The 16769-nt window shown below is 43.9% G+C and carries 17 protein-coding genes and 1 tRNA gene; 10 read left to right on the forward strand and 8 right to left on the reverse strand.

Annotated elements, in window-relative coordinates; genetic code table 11:
- The 6 genes from lrp to serS all read left to right on the forward strand — a co-directional run bounded on the left by lrp (position 1) and on the right by serS (position 7050).
- Complete coding sequence (gene lrp, locus GTH32_RS08380) at positions 1-486, forward strand: leucine-responsive transcriptional regulator Lrp (RefSeq protein WP_163084790.1); 486 nt, start codon at positions 1-3, stop codon at positions 484-486.
- 106 nt (positions 487-592) lie between these two features.
- A complete protein-coding gene (locus GTH32_RS19720; protein ID WP_163084791.1) occupies positions 593-3313 on the forward strand; it encodes a DNA translocase FtsK in 2721 nt (906 codons plus the stop codon).
- A gap of 3 nt (positions 3314-3316) precedes the next feature.
- On the forward strand, positions 3317-4048 hold the full coding sequence (gene lolA, locus GTH32_RS08390; RefSeq protein WP_163084792.1) for an outer membrane lipoprotein periplasmic chaperone LolA: 732 nt from the start codon (positions 3317-3319) through the stop codon (positions 4046-4048).
- Between the two features lie 2 nt (positions 4049-4050).
- Positions 4051-5355 carry a replication-associated recombination protein A gene (locus GTH32_RS08395; RefSeq protein ID WP_163084793.1) on the forward strand — a complete coding sequence of 435 codons (1305 nt, stop codon included), beginning with the start codon at positions 4051-4053 and terminating at the stop codon, positions 5353-5355.
- 5 nt (positions 5356-5360) lie between these two features.
- Positions 5361-5744, forward strand: coding sequence for a fluoride efflux transporter CrcB (crcB, locus tag GTH32_RS08400; RefSeq protein ID WP_163084794.1), 384 nt, complete (start codon positions 5361-5363; stop codon positions 5742-5744).
- A 10-nt stretch (positions 5745-5754) separates the two neighbouring features.
- Positions 5755-7050, forward strand: coding sequence for a serine--tRNA ligase (serS, locus tag GTH32_RS08405; RefSeq protein WP_163084795.1), 1296 nt, complete (start codon positions 5755-5757; stop codon positions 7048-7050).
- A gap of 478 nt (positions 7051-7528) precedes the next feature.
- On the opposite strand, the gene GTH32_RS08410 is transcribed toward serS, so the two are convergent.
- The 7 genes from GTH32_RS08410 to GTH32_RS08440 form a co-directional block, all read right to left on the reverse strand.
- Positions 7529-8137, reverse strand: coding sequence for a hypothetical protein (locus GTH32_RS08410; RefSeq protein ID WP_425482365.1), 609 nt, complete (start codon positions 8135-8137; stop codon positions 7529-7531).
- A 535-nt stretch (positions 8138-8672) separates the two neighbouring features.
- The gene (locus tag GTH32_RS08415) at positions 8673-9491 is read right to left on the reverse strand and encodes an HAD family hydrolase (RefSeq protein ID WP_163084797.1); all 819 of its coding nucleotides are present in this window, start codon (positions 9489-9491) and stop codon (positions 8673-8675) included.
- A 158-nt stretch (positions 9492-9649) separates the two neighbouring features.
- The gene (locus tag GTH32_RS08420; RefSeq protein WP_163084798.1) at positions 9650-9997 is read right to left on the reverse strand and encodes a TusE/DsrC/DsvC family sulfur relay protein; all 348 of its coding nucleotides are present in this window, start codon (positions 9995-9997) and stop codon (positions 9650-9652) included.
- Positions 9990-10265 carry a hypothetical protein gene (locus tag GTH32_RS08425; protein ID WP_163084799.1) on the reverse strand — a complete coding sequence of 92 codons (276 nt, stop codon included), beginning with the start codon at positions 10263-10265 and terminating at the stop codon, positions 9990-9992. The genes GTH32_RS08420 and GTH32_RS08425 overlap by 8 nt, the downstream gene beginning before the upstream one ends.
- Entirely contained in the window at positions 10265-10642 is a 378-nt protein-coding gene (locus GTH32_RS08430; RefSeq protein WP_163084800.1) for a DsrE family protein, read from the reverse strand. Before GTH32_RS08430 ends, GTH32_RS08425 begins: the two co-directional genes overlap by 1 nt.
- Positions 10642-11031, reverse strand: coding sequence for a sulfurtransferase complex subunit TusD (tusD, locus tag GTH32_RS08435; RefSeq protein ID WP_163084801.1), 390 nt, complete (start codon positions 11029-11031; stop codon positions 10642-10644). Before tusD ends, GTH32_RS08430 begins: the two co-directional genes overlap by 1 nt.
- A 54-nt stretch (positions 11032-11085) precedes the next feature.
- Entirely contained in the window at positions 11086-11751 is a 666-nt protein-coding gene (locus GTH32_RS08440; protein ID WP_163084802.1) for a Bax inhibitor-1/YccA family protein, read from the reverse strand.
- 238 nt (positions 11752-11989) lie between these two features.
- Between GTH32_RS08440 and GTH32_RS08445 the strand changes: the two genes are divergently transcribed.
- Positions 11990-12081: transfer RNA gene (locus GTH32_RS08445), tRNA-Ser, on the forward strand.
- A 418-nt stretch (positions 12082-12499) separates the two neighbouring features.
- Positions 12500-13990, forward strand: coding sequence for a DUF3360 family protein (locus tag GTH32_RS08450; protein ID WP_343033407.1), 1491 nt, complete (start codon positions 12500-12502; stop codon positions 13988-13990).
- 204 nt (positions 13991-14194) lie between these two features.
- Here the strand turns inward: GTH32_RS08450 and GTH32_RS08455 are convergent, their stop codons facing one another.
- Entirely contained in the window at positions 14195-15100 is a 906-nt protein-coding gene (locus tag GTH32_RS08455; protein WP_163084803.1) for a LysR family transcriptional regulator, read from the reverse strand.
- Between the two features lie 200 nt (positions 15101-15300).
- Here GTH32_RS08455 and GTH32_RS08460 point away from each other — a divergent pair, with 200 nt between their 5' ends.
- Positions 15301-15750 (forward strand): DoxX family protein, encoded by a 450-nt coding sequence (locus tag GTH32_RS08460; protein WP_163084804.1) that lies wholly within the window; start codon positions 15301-15303, stop codon positions 15748-15750.
- A gap of 92 nt (positions 15751-15842) precedes the next feature.
- A complete protein-coding gene (locus GTH32_RS08465) occupies positions 15843-16679 on the forward strand; it encodes a DODA-type extradiol aromatic ring-opening family dioxygenase (RefSeq protein WP_163084805.1) in 837 nt (278 codons plus the stop codon).
- The last annotated feature ends 90 nt before the right edge of the window (positions 16680-16769 follow it).

The following is a 16769-nucleotide window of genomic DNA, read 5'->3' on the forward strand; positions in this document are numbered from 1 at the left end:
ATGCTAGTAAAGACACCTAAACATATTGACCGAATAGACAGGAATATCCTAACAAAACTCCAAAAAAATGGCAGGATTTCTAACGTAGAACTTGCGAAAGAAGTAGGGCTTAGCCCAAGCCCTTGTCTTGAAAGAGTGAGACGTTTAGAGGCCCAAGGGTACATTAAAGGTTATCATGCTGTTCTGGACCCAGAGAAGTTAGGCGCGGCAATGCTGGTGTTTGTGGAGATAACGTTAACGAAAACTTCAGTGGATATTTTCGCAGAATTTTCTGCTGCGGTGAAGCAACATGACGATATTCAAGAATGTCATCTAGTATCCGGCGATTTCGATTTCTTGTTAAAAGCGCGAGTCGCTGATATGTCGAGTTATCGTCGTTTATTAGGAGATACTTTACTGCGGTTACCCGGCGTAAGCGAGTCGAGAACATACGTAGTCATGGAAGAAGTAAAAAGTACCACCTCGCTTCGTATTAATTTGAAATAACGAAAGCGTGGCTCGACGAAGTGTATTTGTGGTAGGCTGTGCAAAAGTACAGTAGTTATTATAATACTGCGAAAATACGCAGGTTTTTAAAAAGTGATTTAGGATTATGGCGCGATTAACAGGGGTTCAGCGAGTGTGGGAAGCAAGCATGATAATTGCTTGTGTTTTCGCCTTCTTCTTATTGCTGGCATTAGTATCTTTTCATCCCGGCGATCCTGGTTGGAGCCAAGCAGGGTTGCAATTAGACGTACACAATTGGGTTGGCGCTACGGGCGCATGGGTAGCCGACTTGCTGTTATTTTCATTTGGTTTTCTCGCCTACCTAATGCCCTTTGGCGCAGCATTTTTAGGTTGGTTTCTATTCCAACATATAAAGTCGTTGGATGAATTTGATTATTTAACCATTGGCCTGCGCATAATTGGTGGCTTGCTCATGGCATTGGGCGCAACGGGTATTGCCAGTATTAATTTTGACGATATCTTCAATTTTTCCGCTGGCGGTTTTGTTGGCGATGTTATTAGCTCAGCATTGGTGCCGTATTTTAATACTGCAGGAACCATTTTATTGCTGCTATGTTTCTTTTGTACGGGTTTCACCTTACTCACCGGGATTAGTTGGCTGACCATTGTTGATCGCCTAGGCGAAATGGCCCTTTGGCTGGTAAGAAAATGTATTGCGCTGCCCCAGCAAACAATGGCGCTACAGCTACCTAAGCTAGCATTACCCTCGCGCAGCCAAGATTCTAATGGCAGTGAACTAGATATCACTAGTATGCGCGCTGAACCGCCCGCAGAGACAGCCACACCCAATTCCATAGACACCCACAGTTCTAAAGACACCCATAATATTTCGCCTAACCACAGTTCTAAAGACACCCATAATACTTCGCCTAACAACGCTGGTGTGACAGACACTCAAAAGGCGGTGGACACCCACCAAGATATACTCTCCACGCAGGACACGCATAATCGTCAGCGTAGTGAGCCCACATTGGGCGACTTAGAAGCGTTTCTCGATGATGAACCTCCGTTTTCCATTACTTCCTCATCATCAGATAGCAATGCGTCGCCTCAGCAAACAAAAAATAGCGGTTTCTCGTTATCTGGCCTTCGCGATGCAGTAAAAAACAAAGTTAGTACTGAAAAGACACCCACCGCAAGCGATACTGCGCCGGATCAAGAGCCTTCTGTAGCTACCTCAGATAGGTCGAAAGAGGACAGTGAGCAGACTTCTGCACAGCCTCAAGTAAATAAAACATCCGAACCCTTTAAGCGTGCTGCACTCGGTGCAACAGCCATTGAAGTTCAAGAAGGGGAGGGGGATGAGCCAGTAACGCCTATGCCATCCTTTGACTTATTAGAACGGGCAGATAAACATGAAAACCCACTGACCCAAGAAGAAATGGATGCTATTTCGCGTTTAGTAGAAGAGAAGTTGGCTGACTTTAATATTGAAGCTACAGTAGTGGGTGTCTACCCTGGGCCCGTGATCACTCGCTTTGAACTGGATTTAGCTCCAGGGGTGAAGGTAAGCAAAATTACCGGTTTATCTAAGGATTTAGCGCGTGCCATGTCGGCCATTTCGGTACGTGTGGTTGAAGTTATCCCTGGTAAATCTGTAATTGGCCTAGAATTACCGAATAAAAAGCGTGAGATGGTACGTTTAAGTGAAGTCATTAGTTGCGATGCGTTTCAGTCTCATCAATCACCGCTTACTATGGTTTTAGGGGCCGACATTTCGGGAAAACCTGTAATTGTCGATTTAGCTAAAATGCCCCACCTTTTGGTTGCGGGTACCACGGGTTCGGGTAAATCTGTGGGTGTCAACGTAATGATCCTTAGCTTGCTGTATAAAAGCACGCCAGAAGACGTTCGTATGATCATGATTGACCCTAAGATGCTTGAGCTGTCTGTATATGAAGGAATTCCACATCTGTTGGCCGAAGTGGTAACTGATATGAAAGAAGCAGCCAACGCACTTCGCTGGTGTGTGGGAGAGATGGAGCGCCGCTATCGATTAATGAGCGCGCTAGGGGTGAGAAATTTAAAAGGCTATAACGCCAAAGTCACCGAGGCTATTTCACAGGGTACGCCAATTAAAGATCCGCTATGGAAAAGCGAAGAAAGTATGGAAACCGAAGCGCCCGATCTAGAGAAGTTGCCAGCTATCGTGGTCGTTGTAGATGAATTTGCCGATATGATGATGATTGTTGGTAAAAAGGTGGAAGAGCTGATTGCTCGAATTGCTCAGAAAGCCCGTGCAGCGGGTATTCATCTTGTTCTCGCTACGCAGCGCCCTTCAGTGGATGTGATTACTGGTCTTATTAAGGCAAATATTCCTACCCGCATCGCGTTTCAAGTGTCCAGCAAGATTGACTCGCGGACAATTTTAGACCAGCAAGGGGCTGAAACCCTGTTAGGCATGGGGGATATGCTCTACTTGCCTCCTGGTAGCCCAGTACCCACTCGTGTACACGGGGCGTTTGTAGATGACCACGAAGTGCATGCCGTTGTGGCCGATTGGAAACGACGCGGACAGCCTAAATACATTGATGAAATTCTTAACGGTGAAGCCAGTGCTGAGGTGTTGTTACCCGGTGAACAGCCTGATGGCGAAGATCAAGAATTTGATGCGTTTTATGATGAAGCGGTGGCATTTGTCACCGAAACAAGACGGGCTAGCGTATCTAGCGTGCAGCGTAAATTCAGAATTGGTTACAATCGTGCTGCACGATTAGTGGAACAAATGGAAGCGAGCGGCGTCGTAAGTGCACAGGGTCACAATGGTAATAGAGAAGTTATCGCGCCACCGCCTGTTAAGGAATAATTGATGAAAATTGCAGTATTAAAATTATCAGTACTATGTTGTGCACTAGGCCTAGGGTTTACTGCGCCAGTATTAAGTAAAACTCAACAGTCCAGTGCTATGTTGGAACAACCAGCAGAAGCAAGCAAACGCGCTGACGCCAACATGGACACGCACTCAGCTTCAGACACCCATAATAGTGCCCAGACAGCCCTTAAAGCACGATTACAAGAGTTTGACAGCTACAAAGCAAAGTTTACGCAAACGGTAACGGATACAGAAGGGAACGTAGTCCACGAAGCGAAAGGAGAGCTAGTTATGGCTCGTCCTAATAAGCTCCGTTGGGAGACTTCGTTCCCCGATGAAACCTTATTGATAGCTGATGGGCAGTCAGTATGGAATTTGGATACCTTTGTTGAACAGGTAACAGTTATGTCTCAACAGCAAACGGTTCAGGATAACCCCATAATGTTACTTACTGCCCAAGATCAAGAAACGTGGGATAGCTTCACTATAAGCCGGTTAGATAGTGAGCTAGAGCAATACCAAGTGGTTCCTAATACCATGGAGGGGCAAATTCGCGCACTAACGCTTGCCTTTAACGCCCAAGGGCGACTTGCTAGGTTAGATATGCTAGATGCACAGGCACAAACCAGTGCATTAGTCTTTACTGACATTAATGTAGGAATCGATGTAGCCGCGCGTATGTTTGAAGTCGATATCCCTTCCAGTTACGTTGTGGATGACCAACGTTAATTATGGCAGTAGATGATCCTTTTGCGCCTTTAGCTGCGAGAATGCGCCCCACAGACGTGGACGATTATGCTGGACAGTCACATTTGTTGGCTGAAGGAAAACCACTAAGAAAGATGCTGGAAGCCGGTCACTGTCACTCGATGATATTATGGGGCCCGCCTGGTACAGGCAAAACAACATTGGCTGAGCTAATTGCTAATTACACGAATGCATCTGTAATTCGCTTATCTGCGGTAACTTCTGGGGTGAAAGATATTCGCGCGGCAATGGACAAAGCCGAAGAGAATAGCCGCTATAATCAGCGAACACTGTTATTTGTGGATGAGGTACATCGCTTCAATAAAAGCCAGCAAGATGCCTTCTTACCATTTGTAGAATCAGGCACAGTAACCTTTATAGGCGCAACAACAGAAAACCCCTCATTTGAACTTAATAACGCGCTATTGTCGAGGGTGCGGGTGTATGTTTTAAAAGCATTAGACACCCACGCACTAGAACAATTGCTTCAGCGTGCGTTATCCGACGATAAAAAAGGCCTGGGTAAACGCGCGTTACGTATTGCTGATGATGCAAAAGCAGCGCTATTGGGCTTATGTGGTGGCGATGGGCGTAGGCTCCTTACGTACTTAGAGCTTGCCGCAGACTTTACCGACAGTGATAGCATAACAATCTCTGATGTTGAGCAAGCTGTGGGTGAAAAAGTTGCTAGTTATGATAATAAGGGTGATACATTTTATGATTTAATATCGGCCTTCCACAAATCGGTTCGTGGCTCAGATCCAGACGCAGCACTTTACTGGTATGCGCGTATATTAGATGGCGGAGGCGATGCTCCTTACGTGGCCCGCCGTTTACTTGCTATTGCCTCCGAAGATATAGGTAACGCTGACCCTCGGGCGATGCAGCTATGTTTAAACGCGTGGGATACATTCCATAGGGTAGGTCCCGCCGAGGGAGAGCGTGCAATAGCACAGGCAGCCGTTTATTGTGCTTTGGCTGCTAAAAGCAATGCGGTATATATGGCCTTTAGCCAAGCCAAAGCATTGGCTCGAAAAACCGCCGATGCGCCGGTACCTATGCATTTACGAAATGCGCCGACTGAATTAATGAAAGGCTTAGGTCATGGAGAAGGATATCGATATGCCCACAACGAGCCGAATGGGTTTGCCGCTGGGGAAGTATATCTTCCTGATGACATAGCGGGCACACGTTTTTATGAACCAGTGGAACGTGGGTTAGAAAAGGCATTAAAAGCTAAACGCGACTATTTAGACCAATTAAACGCTCAATATAAACAACAACGGTGAACATCGTGCCTCAAGGCGTTATTTTATACTGTTATATCGCAGCTGGAGGCGCAATTGGCGCCTGTTTACGATATTTTTGTACGACAACCATAGATTCATGGTTTGGAAAAAATTTACCCTTTGGTACACTAGTGGTGAATGTCGTAGGTTCGTTTGCCTTAGCAACGTTATACGGCTTTATTGAGCGCCACGAATTGGCCGATTCTCCATACCGAGCACTTATTGGTGTCGGTCTTTTAGGAGCATTCACCACCTTTTCTACATTTTCAGTAGAAACGCTCACATTTTTAGAAAATGGGTTATGGCAAAAGGCCATCGCCAATGTATTTCTGAACGTCAGTGCCTGCTTATTAGCGGGTTGGCTGGCCATCGAATTAATGAAAGGATAAGTAAAGGCACATGTTAGATCCAAAGTGTTTACGAAGCGATATAGAACAAACAGCCGAGCGTTTAGCTGCCCGTGGTTTTTCATTGGATGTAGCCACGTTCAGTTCGCTAGAAGAAAAAAGAAAAACACTTCAGTCCAGAACACAGGATCTGCAAAATGAACGTAATGTGCGCAGTAAATCCATTGGAAAGGCGAAGGCACAAGGGCAAGATATCGCACCTTTGTTGGCTGAAGTTGGCCAACTAGGTGAAGAACTCGATACAGCAAAAGCCGAGTTGTCAGTTTTATTAGACCAGATTAACGCATTTACTCAGGGCATACCCAATTTGCCTGATGCCTCTGTGCCAGTGGGTAAAGATGAAAGTGACAATCTTGAGATTTCTCGCTGGGGCGAGCCTCGGACGTTCGATTTTGAGGTTAAGGACCATGTTGATTTAGCAGAAGGTTTAAACAACGGGCTCGACTTTGCTACAGCCAGTAAGCTTACCGGTAGCCGATTTGTAGTTATGCGAGGTGACATAGCGCGTCTAAATCGAGCGATTGCGCAGTTTATGCTAGATGTTCACACTGGCGAACATGGGTACCAGGAGATGTATGTTCCTTATCTGGTAAATGCGGATAGTTTGTACGGTACGGGACAACTTCCTAAGTTTGGTGAAGACCTATTCCATACGAAACCCGCTACTGAAGAGAGACAAGGGCTATCATTAATTCCTACTGCAGAAGTTCCTTTGACCAATATAGCGCGAGATGAAATTTTTGATAGCAATGCGCTGCCTTTGAAAATGACGGCACACACGCCGTGTTTTCGTTCAGAGGCAGGAGCATACGGTAGAGATACACGGGGACTCATTCGCCAGCACCAATTCGACAAGGTAGAGTTAGTGCAAATTGTTAAACCTGAAGAGAGCTTTGATGCACTAGAGGCGTTAACAGGGCACGCCGAAGCGATTTTACAGAAGTTAGATCTACCATATCGCAAAGTTCTCCTTTGTACAGGTGATATGGGGTTCGGTGCTTGTAAAACCTATGATTTAGAAGTATGGCTACCGGCGCAGAATACCTACCGTGAAATATCGTCGTGTTCAAATATGCTCGACTTTCAGGCACGTAGGATGCAGGCCCGTTATCGTAACCCTAAAACGAATAAACCTGAATTGCTGCATACATTGAACGGCTCCGGCCTAGCTGTGGGTCGTACACTTGTGGCTGTTCTTGAGAATAATCAGCAAAGCGACGGCAGCGTGAAAATACCAGAGGCGCTTATTCCTTACATGGGCGGGCAAACCGTCATTAGTGCGAATTAGCCTTAAAAAAGAAGCAGCCTCCGCTGCTTCTTTTTCTTTCCCTTCATTAGATGCTCCTATTGAGACACGCATGCTTCGTAACCTAGATTATTTTAGACACTCACTTCTTGTTTAGTATATTAATTTAAGCCACCCATATTCAGCTAAAAACGTTAGCGTTTATTATAGTGTGACACCTTCTAAAGCGTGATTTTTACCCCCTTAGGAATGGAGAGTGTAGGTCAGCCGGTAAAATAATTTATGGGTGTCTTATAATCTTCCGATAGTGGCTGTCATTACTTAAAAAACTCCAAGTTTCCTCATGATACAAAAGCTCAGCAAGGGATATTCTATAGCGTTTGCGGCTATGGTTATGAAGGGTTATTCGGCTAAAGTTAGGAGAAAATGAGGCAAATGGGTAATACTCGTTGTATTGTGAGTAAAAGTGGGAACAGTGAGCGTGATATTGCGCTGTGTAAGTAATCAACGATAAAGCGTTCTATCGGCTTGCGAGTCTCGTCCTTGCGATATCTAGGCTAACTCGGGTACTAAAAGCGGTCTCTATTTTGTTGACCCAGTCGAACCAAAAGCATTGGTTTATGCCAGCTCGCTTCAAAATGCTGACATTGTGGTAATTGTGTCTATTTTCCCAGCTCATTTTTATTCTATTACACGTTTCTTGTAATAGATGAAGATAATCACGTAATTTAAAGGGTAGACCATGTTTCTTTTTAGCTTGTGTAGTTCCTACAAACGGCATCAGAGACTTAGGCGTCTGGCTTTTCTTAGAGGCAACTATTCTGCGTCTAGCACTAGTAAACAATGCATCTATTGGCTGCATAGCTATCCTAGCTCGAACGGGGTTTAAATCTACGTATGCCATACAGGCAAGTAAAGCAGCTTCGTCAAGAAGCGCTTGCGACTTAAACCTACCTTCCCAAAATCGGCCTGTACAATCATCTTCTTTATTCGCCAACCTGGCAATATATTCATTAAGTAGGCGCATGAACCAACTAATGTCGTAAAGTCGATCGCGATATACTTGCACCGCTGACATTACCGTTGATAACTCTACCTCGCTCATGTATTTTCTTTGAGATGCGTCCATGTACCTTCTCGTTAATAATGTACCTTTGTGTAACGAATGCCACCGTTGCAGGACTTCAAGCGTAGTTAACCCTTGCGCCTTGTTTTTGTTTACGTGAAGAACAAGGTGGGTATGATTGTGCATTACAGCGTACGCGCATATGTCTATACAAAAGAAACGCCCTAGCTTGAGTAAGCGGTTCTCCACCCACTTTCGACGATGCTCATAACTTCTTCCGCTATAAATATCTTTTCCGCATAAGAATGCCCTGCGCACACAGCGCGAAACACAGTGGTAGTAGGGCGTGTCAGACAAATTGATCAGAGATTTTCTTGGTTGAGGCATGTGACGCTCTACAGTTAAGTTAGTAGACCGACATTGTGCGTGTTATTTATCGCTTAGAATACTGTCTATACGTACAGAATAGTCTGCAATATATGACATGGGTGTCTCAAATTTGTGAGTGTCCCAAATTTGTAGTGGGAGTTAATAGTGCTCTTAAGCTTATGCGTAAACTACCTTGTAAGGGCGGATGGATGTCTATGAATTGGGCAATTTACAACGAGAAACGTTCGCGAAGAAAGCGCGCAACTCCGTCTTTGTCGTGATGTTCTATAACATCACTCGCTAATGTTTTAATGGCTGGTTTGGCGTTGTCGGGGGCATAACACTCATCGGCAAGTTCAAACATACTGGCATCGTTATCGCTATCGCCAAAGCAAATAATGTTAGTGGCCCCCAATTTACGCTTTAGGTTTTGTACTGCGTTGCCTTTACTAGCCAAGCGGTGGTGGACATCCATCCAGCTGAAATTTTGTCCTTCTACGGCTGGGCCCGAATACGCAACTAGAGAGTCCAAACTATTTAAATATCTCCACATCTCTCGTATGGTTTTCGCTTCACCAATCATACTTATATTTGTAATTTTTGCGCCGGAGGCGAGAGACGTTAGGGGAAACAATAGCGCATCAGTTTTTGAAAAATACTTGTCAATAAGGTCGCGTTCTACCTGATGTTGAGTGGGGCCATGGAAAATACAATGGGCGTGATCACTGACGGTATTAACGAAAGGTGTAATACCGTATTCATTCGCACAATCGATAACGATGTTTACTTCATTATCGTTTAGCAAACTCTCTAGCGTTAAAGCTTTAACAGTGGGATCCCAAACAGCTACACCATTGTTGTAAATGTGGGGTAACGCAAAATTATGCTCAGCAATGAGTTTATGCGCAGAAAGCATAGTTCTACCTGTCGCTACGGTATAGGCTATATTACGCTGGTGAAGCAGTTTAAGCGTTTCCTTTGTATACGCTGAAATTACTGAATCTTTGTTGAGTAATGTACCGTCTAAGTCAAAAAATATGAGATCCATAAGACTCCTAAAATCTTAGTACGTTTAGGTTTACTATTATAAGCGCAATAGGCGTAACTATACTTAACTATCGGTTTATATAAATGCGTAATTTGGGTTATACATTGTTATTTTCACAATGTAATTCATCCCTCAATGGGACTGGTTAATATTTAGTTTTATAAGCACTTTGCGGGCTTTGGAAGGCCGGCAAGCTTAGTGGCTTGTTTCGCGGGGCCTTTAGGAAAAAGACGTTGCAAGTAGCGGCTATTTCCTTTTTCGGGACCATATTTCAATGCCATGGCTTTCACTAAAGCGCGTATGGCGGGGCTCGTTTCATATTCTTCATAAAAATTTCGTACAAACCGAATGACTTCCCAATGCGCCTCGGTTAACGTTATGTTTTCTCGCTCGGCTAACGTTTCCACCATAGACTCTTCCCAAAGGGTGTAATCGAGAAAGTATCCGAGTTTATCTGTAGGTACTTTGTTGCCATTAAACTCTAAATAGTGCTTATTTTCAGTCATTTATTACTATCCAACTTTTACTTGATTCAGACATTTCCGCAAGCTTATCGGTGGTAAGAGGTAATAAATCGCCGTCAGTCTGAATACCTCTTAGCGTTAAGTCATCGCTCAATGCAAATATAGGCTTGTTTAGTAAAGCACTATACTTTTTCCAGCTATATACCGCCTCAGCGGCTAGAACGACTTGCGCCTTTGCATGCATAACAGCATGTTCGATAAAAGCACAATCACTATTAGTGGGAGTCTTGGTGGTGATATAAATTATCATCAGAAGGTTACCACGTGATCTACACTTTCAAATAACTCTACCTTCCTCGCCGTATCGATAAACTGTGCTTCAAGGTTTTGGATAAGCGCGTCAAACTGTGGCTGTCCAAGTTCGAGGCTCTTTGTTATTTCTTCAAAGCTATTTTGGCAAACATAGCTGTCTTCAATATCGAAAAAAGGCATTGAAGCTAACCGCTTACTATGATTCTTTACGTGCTTTAACGAAGGGCTTTGAAGTAGCTGTAAAACCCCCTGATTTTCAAATAGCACAGCAACCTCGTGGCCATAGTTGGTAGCCGCGAGAGTAAAGTCTAAACCACTCGCACTGTCACTAGACGAGTAGGGAGAATGGGTAAATCTAACGAGTAGTTTGGTCATTAAAATTGCACCAACTTGTCACACTTGTGAAGTGCAGTAAAAAAGGCGCCTAAACCCACTTGTTCGAATGGCGCGTGCATGTTGCTGCCGGGTAGTCCGTTTTCTTCAGCTTCTAGCTCACTTACTACACCGCGTTTTACTGCTGCAGTAACGCAAACTAAGAGAGGGACGTGATGATCATTCGCTAACGCTACCCAATGTTTGTGAGCAAAAAACTCATCGCCATTTTCGAGCATGAAATCATTAGCGTGAAGAACACCGCGTCCGTAGAAAAAAACATTTTCTACATCATGACCACTAGTTAGCAGACGCTTAGCAAATGCTATCGCTTTGCTTGCTTCATGCCCTTCGTAAGGGTCGCTTGTTATTAAAATTGAGTATTTAGACATACATACAAAAACACCCCGATGAAGGGGTGTTTGCTCTAACCTTTATCGTTTCAATTAGTCGTCGCTGCCAAACGCCCCTAGCAAGTGAAGGATCGCAGTGAACAAGTTGTAGATGTTCAAGTATAGCGAAACCGTAGCGCGAATGTAGTTTGTTTCACCACCATGAATGATACGGCTGGTATCGAACAAGATGAAACCCGACATAATAAATACAATGGCAGCACTAATCGCTAAGCTCACAGCAGGCACAGCAAAGAATATGTTGGCTATTGCTGCTACAAGTACTACTACAAGGCCAACGACTAGAAAACCTCCCATGAAGGAAAAATCTTTCTTTGTAGTTAGCGCATAGCCTGACAACGCAAAGAATACTAGTGCAGTTGCACCTAGTGCCTCCATGATTAGACCAGGGCCTGCTACGCCTAAATAGAAGTTGAGTGTATAGCCTAACGAAGCGCCCATAAGGCCTGTAAAAGCGAACACCCAGTAAATACCAGATGCGGAGTCCGCTTTCTTTTGTACTACAAACAAAGTAATAAATGCGCCGATAGTCATAACCAGAGACATCATAGGAGAAATGCCTACCGCCATAGCTATACCCGCACAAACCGCACTAAACGCTAGTGTCATCGCAAGCAGCATGTACGTATTGCGTAGAACCTTGTTCGTTTGCAATACTGATGGTTGAGATGCACTTGAATACATCGAACGTTGATCCATTGTTTCCTCCAACAGGACTATGATATGACCAAAATGGTACACAGTTATTTAGTGTATGTTGTATGGGTTTTAGTTCCCATTTTCAAGTAGTTTCAGATGAAAAGACTGTTAACTGAAGATAAAAGCACCTCTTTGCGGTAATAAATAGTCTAATTGAATGAATTCTCGGCAGTTAAACACTTTTTTTCATTTTTCACTTTACAGTCATAAAAATATCATTAAGATACGCAGCACTTAAGGAGAGTTGGCAGAGCCCGGTTTAATGCACCTGACTTGAAATCAGACGTGGGGTCAAACCCACCGGGGGTTCGAATCCCTCACTCTCCGCCATATTTTTGAAAAAGCCTCGCAGTAATGTGAGGCTTTTTTTTTGCGCTTAGTAATATGAAAAAGCGTTTCGAACCACCTATAGTATGTTCGCTAAATACTGACGCTAAATACTAAGACACCCACTTTTTAATATCGACGCCTTTTAAAGCATTTTCCGACGGCAAAATACCAGCACACCCACCGTTTTTTCCCGCTTTATGAAAATACACATCTAGCTATCAGTATTACCGCTTGCGTGGCTAGGAAGGGGAGCGGCGAGGCATCGAATTAAGTGTAAGATTCAAGACGTTAAAAGAAACCCTCACATTTAATTTCAGTCATCATTTCGATGGGTGTCTAAGACTAGAGTCTCATTGTTACAAGTTATTTACATGTTTAGGCTTGCGCTTCAATCTTAGTGCAACAACAAAGGTGTTCAGTGTTACAGGAAAACCCCATCAACTCAGATAGTCACTCCACTAGCTATCAAGACAGTCATAAACCTCAGGCTGATTTTTCATCAAGAGAAGATTATCTCAATCACGAACTCCAAATCATCCAGCCGAAACGCTGGCGGGTAAACTTACTGTTACGCGATTACAGAATTGAATGGGAAGACTTAGTGCCTGGTATGGCAGCAACGATAGGTAAAATCGTAATGGTTGCAGCGGTAGTGGGGGCCTTTGCAGCACCATTGGGTTTAAGCCCTTCCTTTGTAATTGAAAACGTACGTTTTGAATTACTTATTGCTGCAGTACTGTTTGTTATCCTCATTTCGGGGTGTCTTAACCCTTCAGCAAATTTAGCGGGTACACATGGTCCCTTACTTCCATTGGTACCGCTAATCGTAGCTTCCGGGGGGCACCCGATGGCACTTGGTTTGCTCATTGGTTTTTTCGGTTTTTTACTTGGAATAACAAAAGGCGGAAGCTTGCTAGCTAAACTTACCAGCAATGGTGTCTGCGGGGGACTGTTACTCTACCTTGGCTTTATAGGTATCACTGGGCAGGTTAAAAAACTGTTTGCGTGGGCTGAAGGGTTTGATATGGCTTATTTAGCGTTCATTGTTTTAATTATGACAATAGTCATGTACGCATGGTTAGAGCATATTCAAAAGCGGTGGCTCGCCATACCTCTGGGCGCAATTATGGCTGCGGTCGTTGCCCTTGCTCTCGGCGCGCCATTTGAATTCGTTACGTCGCCAGGTATGCCTAATTTAAACCCCGCATATTGGTGGGGAGAAAATACCGGGTGGAAGCTAGGTATCCCTGAATGGTCACACTTTGTCGCTGTCCTTCCTTTTGCTGTGCTTGCCGTTGCTATGTGGTCGCCTGATTTTTTAGGTCACCAAGTTTTTCAAAAGCTAAGCTACCCTAAGAACAGTGACAAGGCGCATATGAATATTGATGACACTATGATTTCGGCCTCTACGCGCCAAGCCGTAGGGAGTGTACTGGGAGGGGGGAACTTAGCCTCATCTTGGGGAACCTACATCATTCCGGCTTCAATCGCTCGACGTCCAATTCCAGGCGGCGCTATCGTCACCGGTATGCTTTGTATCGGTGCTGCCGTGCTTGGTTTCCCTATGGATCTCGCTATTTGGCCTCCAGTACTATGTGTAGCCTTGATCGTGGGGGTGTTTTTACCCTTAATGGAGGCAGGTATGCAAATGACGCGAGAAGGCAAGACTACGCAATCCGCAGCCCTAGTAGTGATATCTTCTGTTCTGGTTAACCCAGTATTTGGGTGGTCATTTACAATGTTACTCGACAACCTAGGTTTAGTAGGTTGTAAAGAGCGCGCGGGCAATCTCGGCAAAGCTGGTCGTTGGATGATACCTGGCCTGACCTTTCTAATATTGTGTTTTGTTATGGCACTTATAGGAATGTTTCCGGGAGTACCTGCATTAATGGAAACGTTTAGACAGTAGCGTATTGCATGGGTGTCTACTGCCGATGTTTTAGACTATGTCAAGACACGCATTAGTAGCGCTTTATTTGCGTGGTTTGAGACACCCACAATTAAAAATGAGGGTGACTAAAAAGTGGGTGTCTCGTTCCCGTTTACAAAACATGGATGTCTCAAAGCATCTTCCCGTTTACAAAACATGGGTGTCTCAAAGCACCCATTGCAGTTATTCGTCCCAATACGGTGTATCTTCGAAATAGTTAGAAATAAAGTCGATAAAAACGCGAAGCTTGTTTGAAACAAGTTTCCGGTGTGGGTATACGGCATAAAGTGAAATAGCCTGAGGAACATAATCTTTTAAAATCGCCACTAATTCACCACGTTTTACCGCCTCACCGGTAATAAATGTAGGTTGCAGTACATAGCCATCACTTTGTTTCGCTACGTCTGTAAGTACTTCTCCGTTATTAGCGATAAGTTTTGGGGGAACCTTTTGAGCATTCGCTTTAAGCGCTTTAAGTAGTTCGGATTTGTCGTTGTCGTAATTTACATATGCGTATTCAAGGTAATGTTCGGGCCTTAATTGCGAGGGATGCGTGGGCGTTCCATACCGCTGTAAATATGCAGGCGAGGCACAAAGGGCCAGTTTAATTGTAGTGATCTTTTTAGCCACTAACGCAGAACTCGCTAAATGACCTGCTCTAAGTGCTACATCTAAACCTTCATCTACTACATCCACTTTGCGATCATTAAGTTGTAAATTGACCGATATATTAGGATGGGCATTTTGAAAAGCAGCAAGAGCGGCGGAAAGGTGAAGGGTAGAAAAAGACACAGGAGCACTTACATGCAGTACCCCTTTTGCCTGCGTGTGTAAAAGACCTAATTGACTTTCCATGTCATTCACACTTTCCAGAATATTATTCGCGTGCAGCAAACATTGCTGTCCTGCTTCTGTCAGGTGGATCTTTCTAGTAGTGCGATTAAATAATCGCACATCTAGGTGTTTTTCAAGCTGTGCCACATACTTACTTATAAGTTGATTTGATGTGTTAAGCCTATTTGCTGCGCGCGTAAAACTGCCTTCGTTGGCCGCCACAACAAAGGTTTGAAGAAGTGTTATTTTATCCATTGCCTTTCTTAGCCCAATAATTAACAACATTACATTGGTAATTATTCAATATTATGTCGCTTTATTCAAAATATGTTGTCAACTATTCTACGTCTATACAAACGAGATTTAGCTAACCGGCTATTTAATTAAATAATGTTTAAACGTGGCCATCTATATAGATGGGCATTTTCCAAAACATGAGTGAGGGAGGTTCTACGATGAACAAACAATTAGTAAAGGCAGTATTTTCTACCAATGAAAGTGCAGCTAGCTTGATATTACGTTTACCGATAGGCGTTATTTTAGCGGCTCATGGTGCGCAAAAACTGTTTGCATGGTTCGGAGGCTACGGGCTTGAGGGCACTGGACAGTGGATGGAGAGTATCGGTTTGGTTCCCGGTTTTTTAATGGCGTTACTGGCTGGTAGTGCAGAGTTTTTCGGGGGTATAGCATTAATTGTGGGATTTCTTACCCGTCCTGCCGCTGCTTTAAGTGCATTTACGATGGTAGTCGCCATTTTCACAGTTCATGCTAGTAACGGTTTATTCATGAGTAATAACGGTTATGAGTTCGCATTGTCGCTACTTGCAGCAACCATCGCTTTAACCATTCAGGGAGCTGGAAAGTTTTCGATAGATAGCATCATCGGCAATAAAATAGGTCGCTAACAAGTGTGATTTTCAAAGGAGGAGGCAGACTAAGATGCTCTGCCATCTTTTCCTCGAGATTTATCTGTTTTATTGAAACTAGGGAACCAACGATGAAAATTACTACAGCTTATATTTCTCATGGTGGTGGACCTCTACCAATTCTAGAAAGCAATAGGCCTGAAGGAGAAAGTGGCGAAAATCACCACAAAGAAATGATTGAAATACTTCAGCAACTTTCTAAGGACATCCCTAAACCTGATGCAATAGTTGTCGTTAGCGCGCATTGGGAGGCAGCGAGCGTTAACGTAACCACGGGTGAGCAGCCTAAGCTAATTTACGATTATTATGGCTTTCCTGCCAGCGCGTATAGGTTACAGTATCCAGCACTAGGTATACCCAACCTGGCAGCATCTATTGTTAGCGGATTGCAAAACAAGGGAATTTCAGCCGTCACTAATTCACGCCGGGGGTTTGACCATGGAATGTTTATTCCACTTACTATTATGTATCCAAATGCTGATATTCCCTGTGTTCAAGTATCTCTTTGCGCTGATCTTGATGCAAGCAAACATCTTGATTTAGGTAAGTCGTTAAGGCAAATATTAGAAGAAAGACAGAATTATGAACACGTATTAATTCTAGGTTCTGGTACGTCATTTCATAACATGCGGGCGTTTTTTGACGATTCAGAACAAGCCCATATAAACGCGCATCGTTTTAATAATTGGTTACAAGATACGATGGCATCGAGTGCAATAGCGGAACCAGCGCGTTTGCAGCAGCTTATAGAATGGAATAGGGCGCCTGGGGCAATATTTTCTCATCCAAGGCCAGAGCATTTAATTCCACTTCATGTTTGTTATGGTGCGAACGAGCGCAACGTTGATAATACGATATCGCTCACCTTACTGACAAAACCAGCGAGTATGTTTGTATGGAACGCCTAGTTTTCTTAATGTCCGCGGTGTGTTTTTTATCTGATTGTACTAAAATTTAAACACTTTGTTTATCAATTGGTCGGTTGAACAATAATATTT

Source organism: Alteromonas profundi, from assembly GCF_010500865.1.
In the GTDB taxonomy this organism is placed as follows: Bacteria; Pseudomonadota; Gammaproteobacteria; order Enterobacterales; family Alteromonadaceae; genus Alteromonas; species Alteromonas profundi.

Bases quoted from the DNA above. Each gene is read 5' to 3' on its own strand.
- GTH32_RS08420 (WP_163084798.1), bottom strand. From the start codon at position 9,997: ATGACTGAAAATAAGCACTATTTAGAGTTTAATGGCAACAAAGTACCT.
- GTH32_RS08425 (WP_163084799.1), bottom strand. From the start codon at position 10,265: ATGATAATTTATATCACCACCAAGACTCCCACTAATAGTGATTGTGCT.
- lolA (WP_163084792.1), top strand. From the start codon at position 3,317: ATGAAAATTGCAGTATTAAAATTATCAGTACTATGTTGTGCACTAGGC.
- GTH32_RS19720 (WP_163084791.1), top strand. From the start codon at position 593: ATGGCGCGATTAACAGGGGTTCAGCGAGTGTGGGAAGCAAGCATGATA.
- GTH32_RS08415 (WP_163084797.1), bottom strand. From the start codon at position 9,491: ATGGATCTCATATTTTTTGACTTAGACGGTACATTACTCAACAAAGAT.
- GTH32_RS08460 (WP_163084804.1), top strand. From the start codon at position 15,301: ATGAACAAACAATTAGTAAAGGCAGTATTTTCTACCAATGAAAGTGCA.
- GTH32_RS08430 (WP_163084800.1), bottom strand. From the start codon at position 10,642: ATGACCAAACTACTCGTTAGATTTACCCATTCTCCCTACTCGTCTAGT.
- GTH32_RS08455 (WP_163084803.1), bottom strand. From the start codon at position 15,100: ATGGATAAAATAACACTTCTTCAAACCTTTGTTGTGGCGGCCAACGAA.
- GTH32_RS08410 (WP_425482365.1), bottom strand. From the start codon at position 8,137: ATGGACGCATCTCAAAGAAAATACATGAGCGAGGTAGAGTTATCAACG.
- GTH32_RS08395 (WP_163084793.1), top strand. From the start codon at position 4,051: ATGGCAGTAGATGATCCTTTTGCGCCTTTAGCTGCGAGAATGCGCCCC.
- lrp (WP_163084790.1), top strand. From the start codon at position 1: ATGCTAGTAAAGACACCTAAACATATTGACCGAATAGACAGGAATATC.
- serS (WP_163084795.1), top strand. From the start codon at position 5,755: ATGTTAGATCCAAAGTGTTTACGAAGCGATATAGAACAAACAGCCGAG.
- tusD (WP_163084801.1), bottom strand. From the start codon at position 11,031: ATGTCTAAATACTCAATTTTAATAACAAGCGACCCTTACGAAGGGCAT.
- GTH32_RS08465 (WP_163084805.1), top strand. From the start codon at position 15,843: ATGAAAATTACTACAGCTTATATTTCTCATGGTGGTGGACCTCTACCA.
- GTH32_RS08440 (WP_163084802.1), bottom strand. From the start codon at position 11,751: ATGGATCAACGTTCGATGTATTCAAGTGCATCTCAACCATCAGTATTG.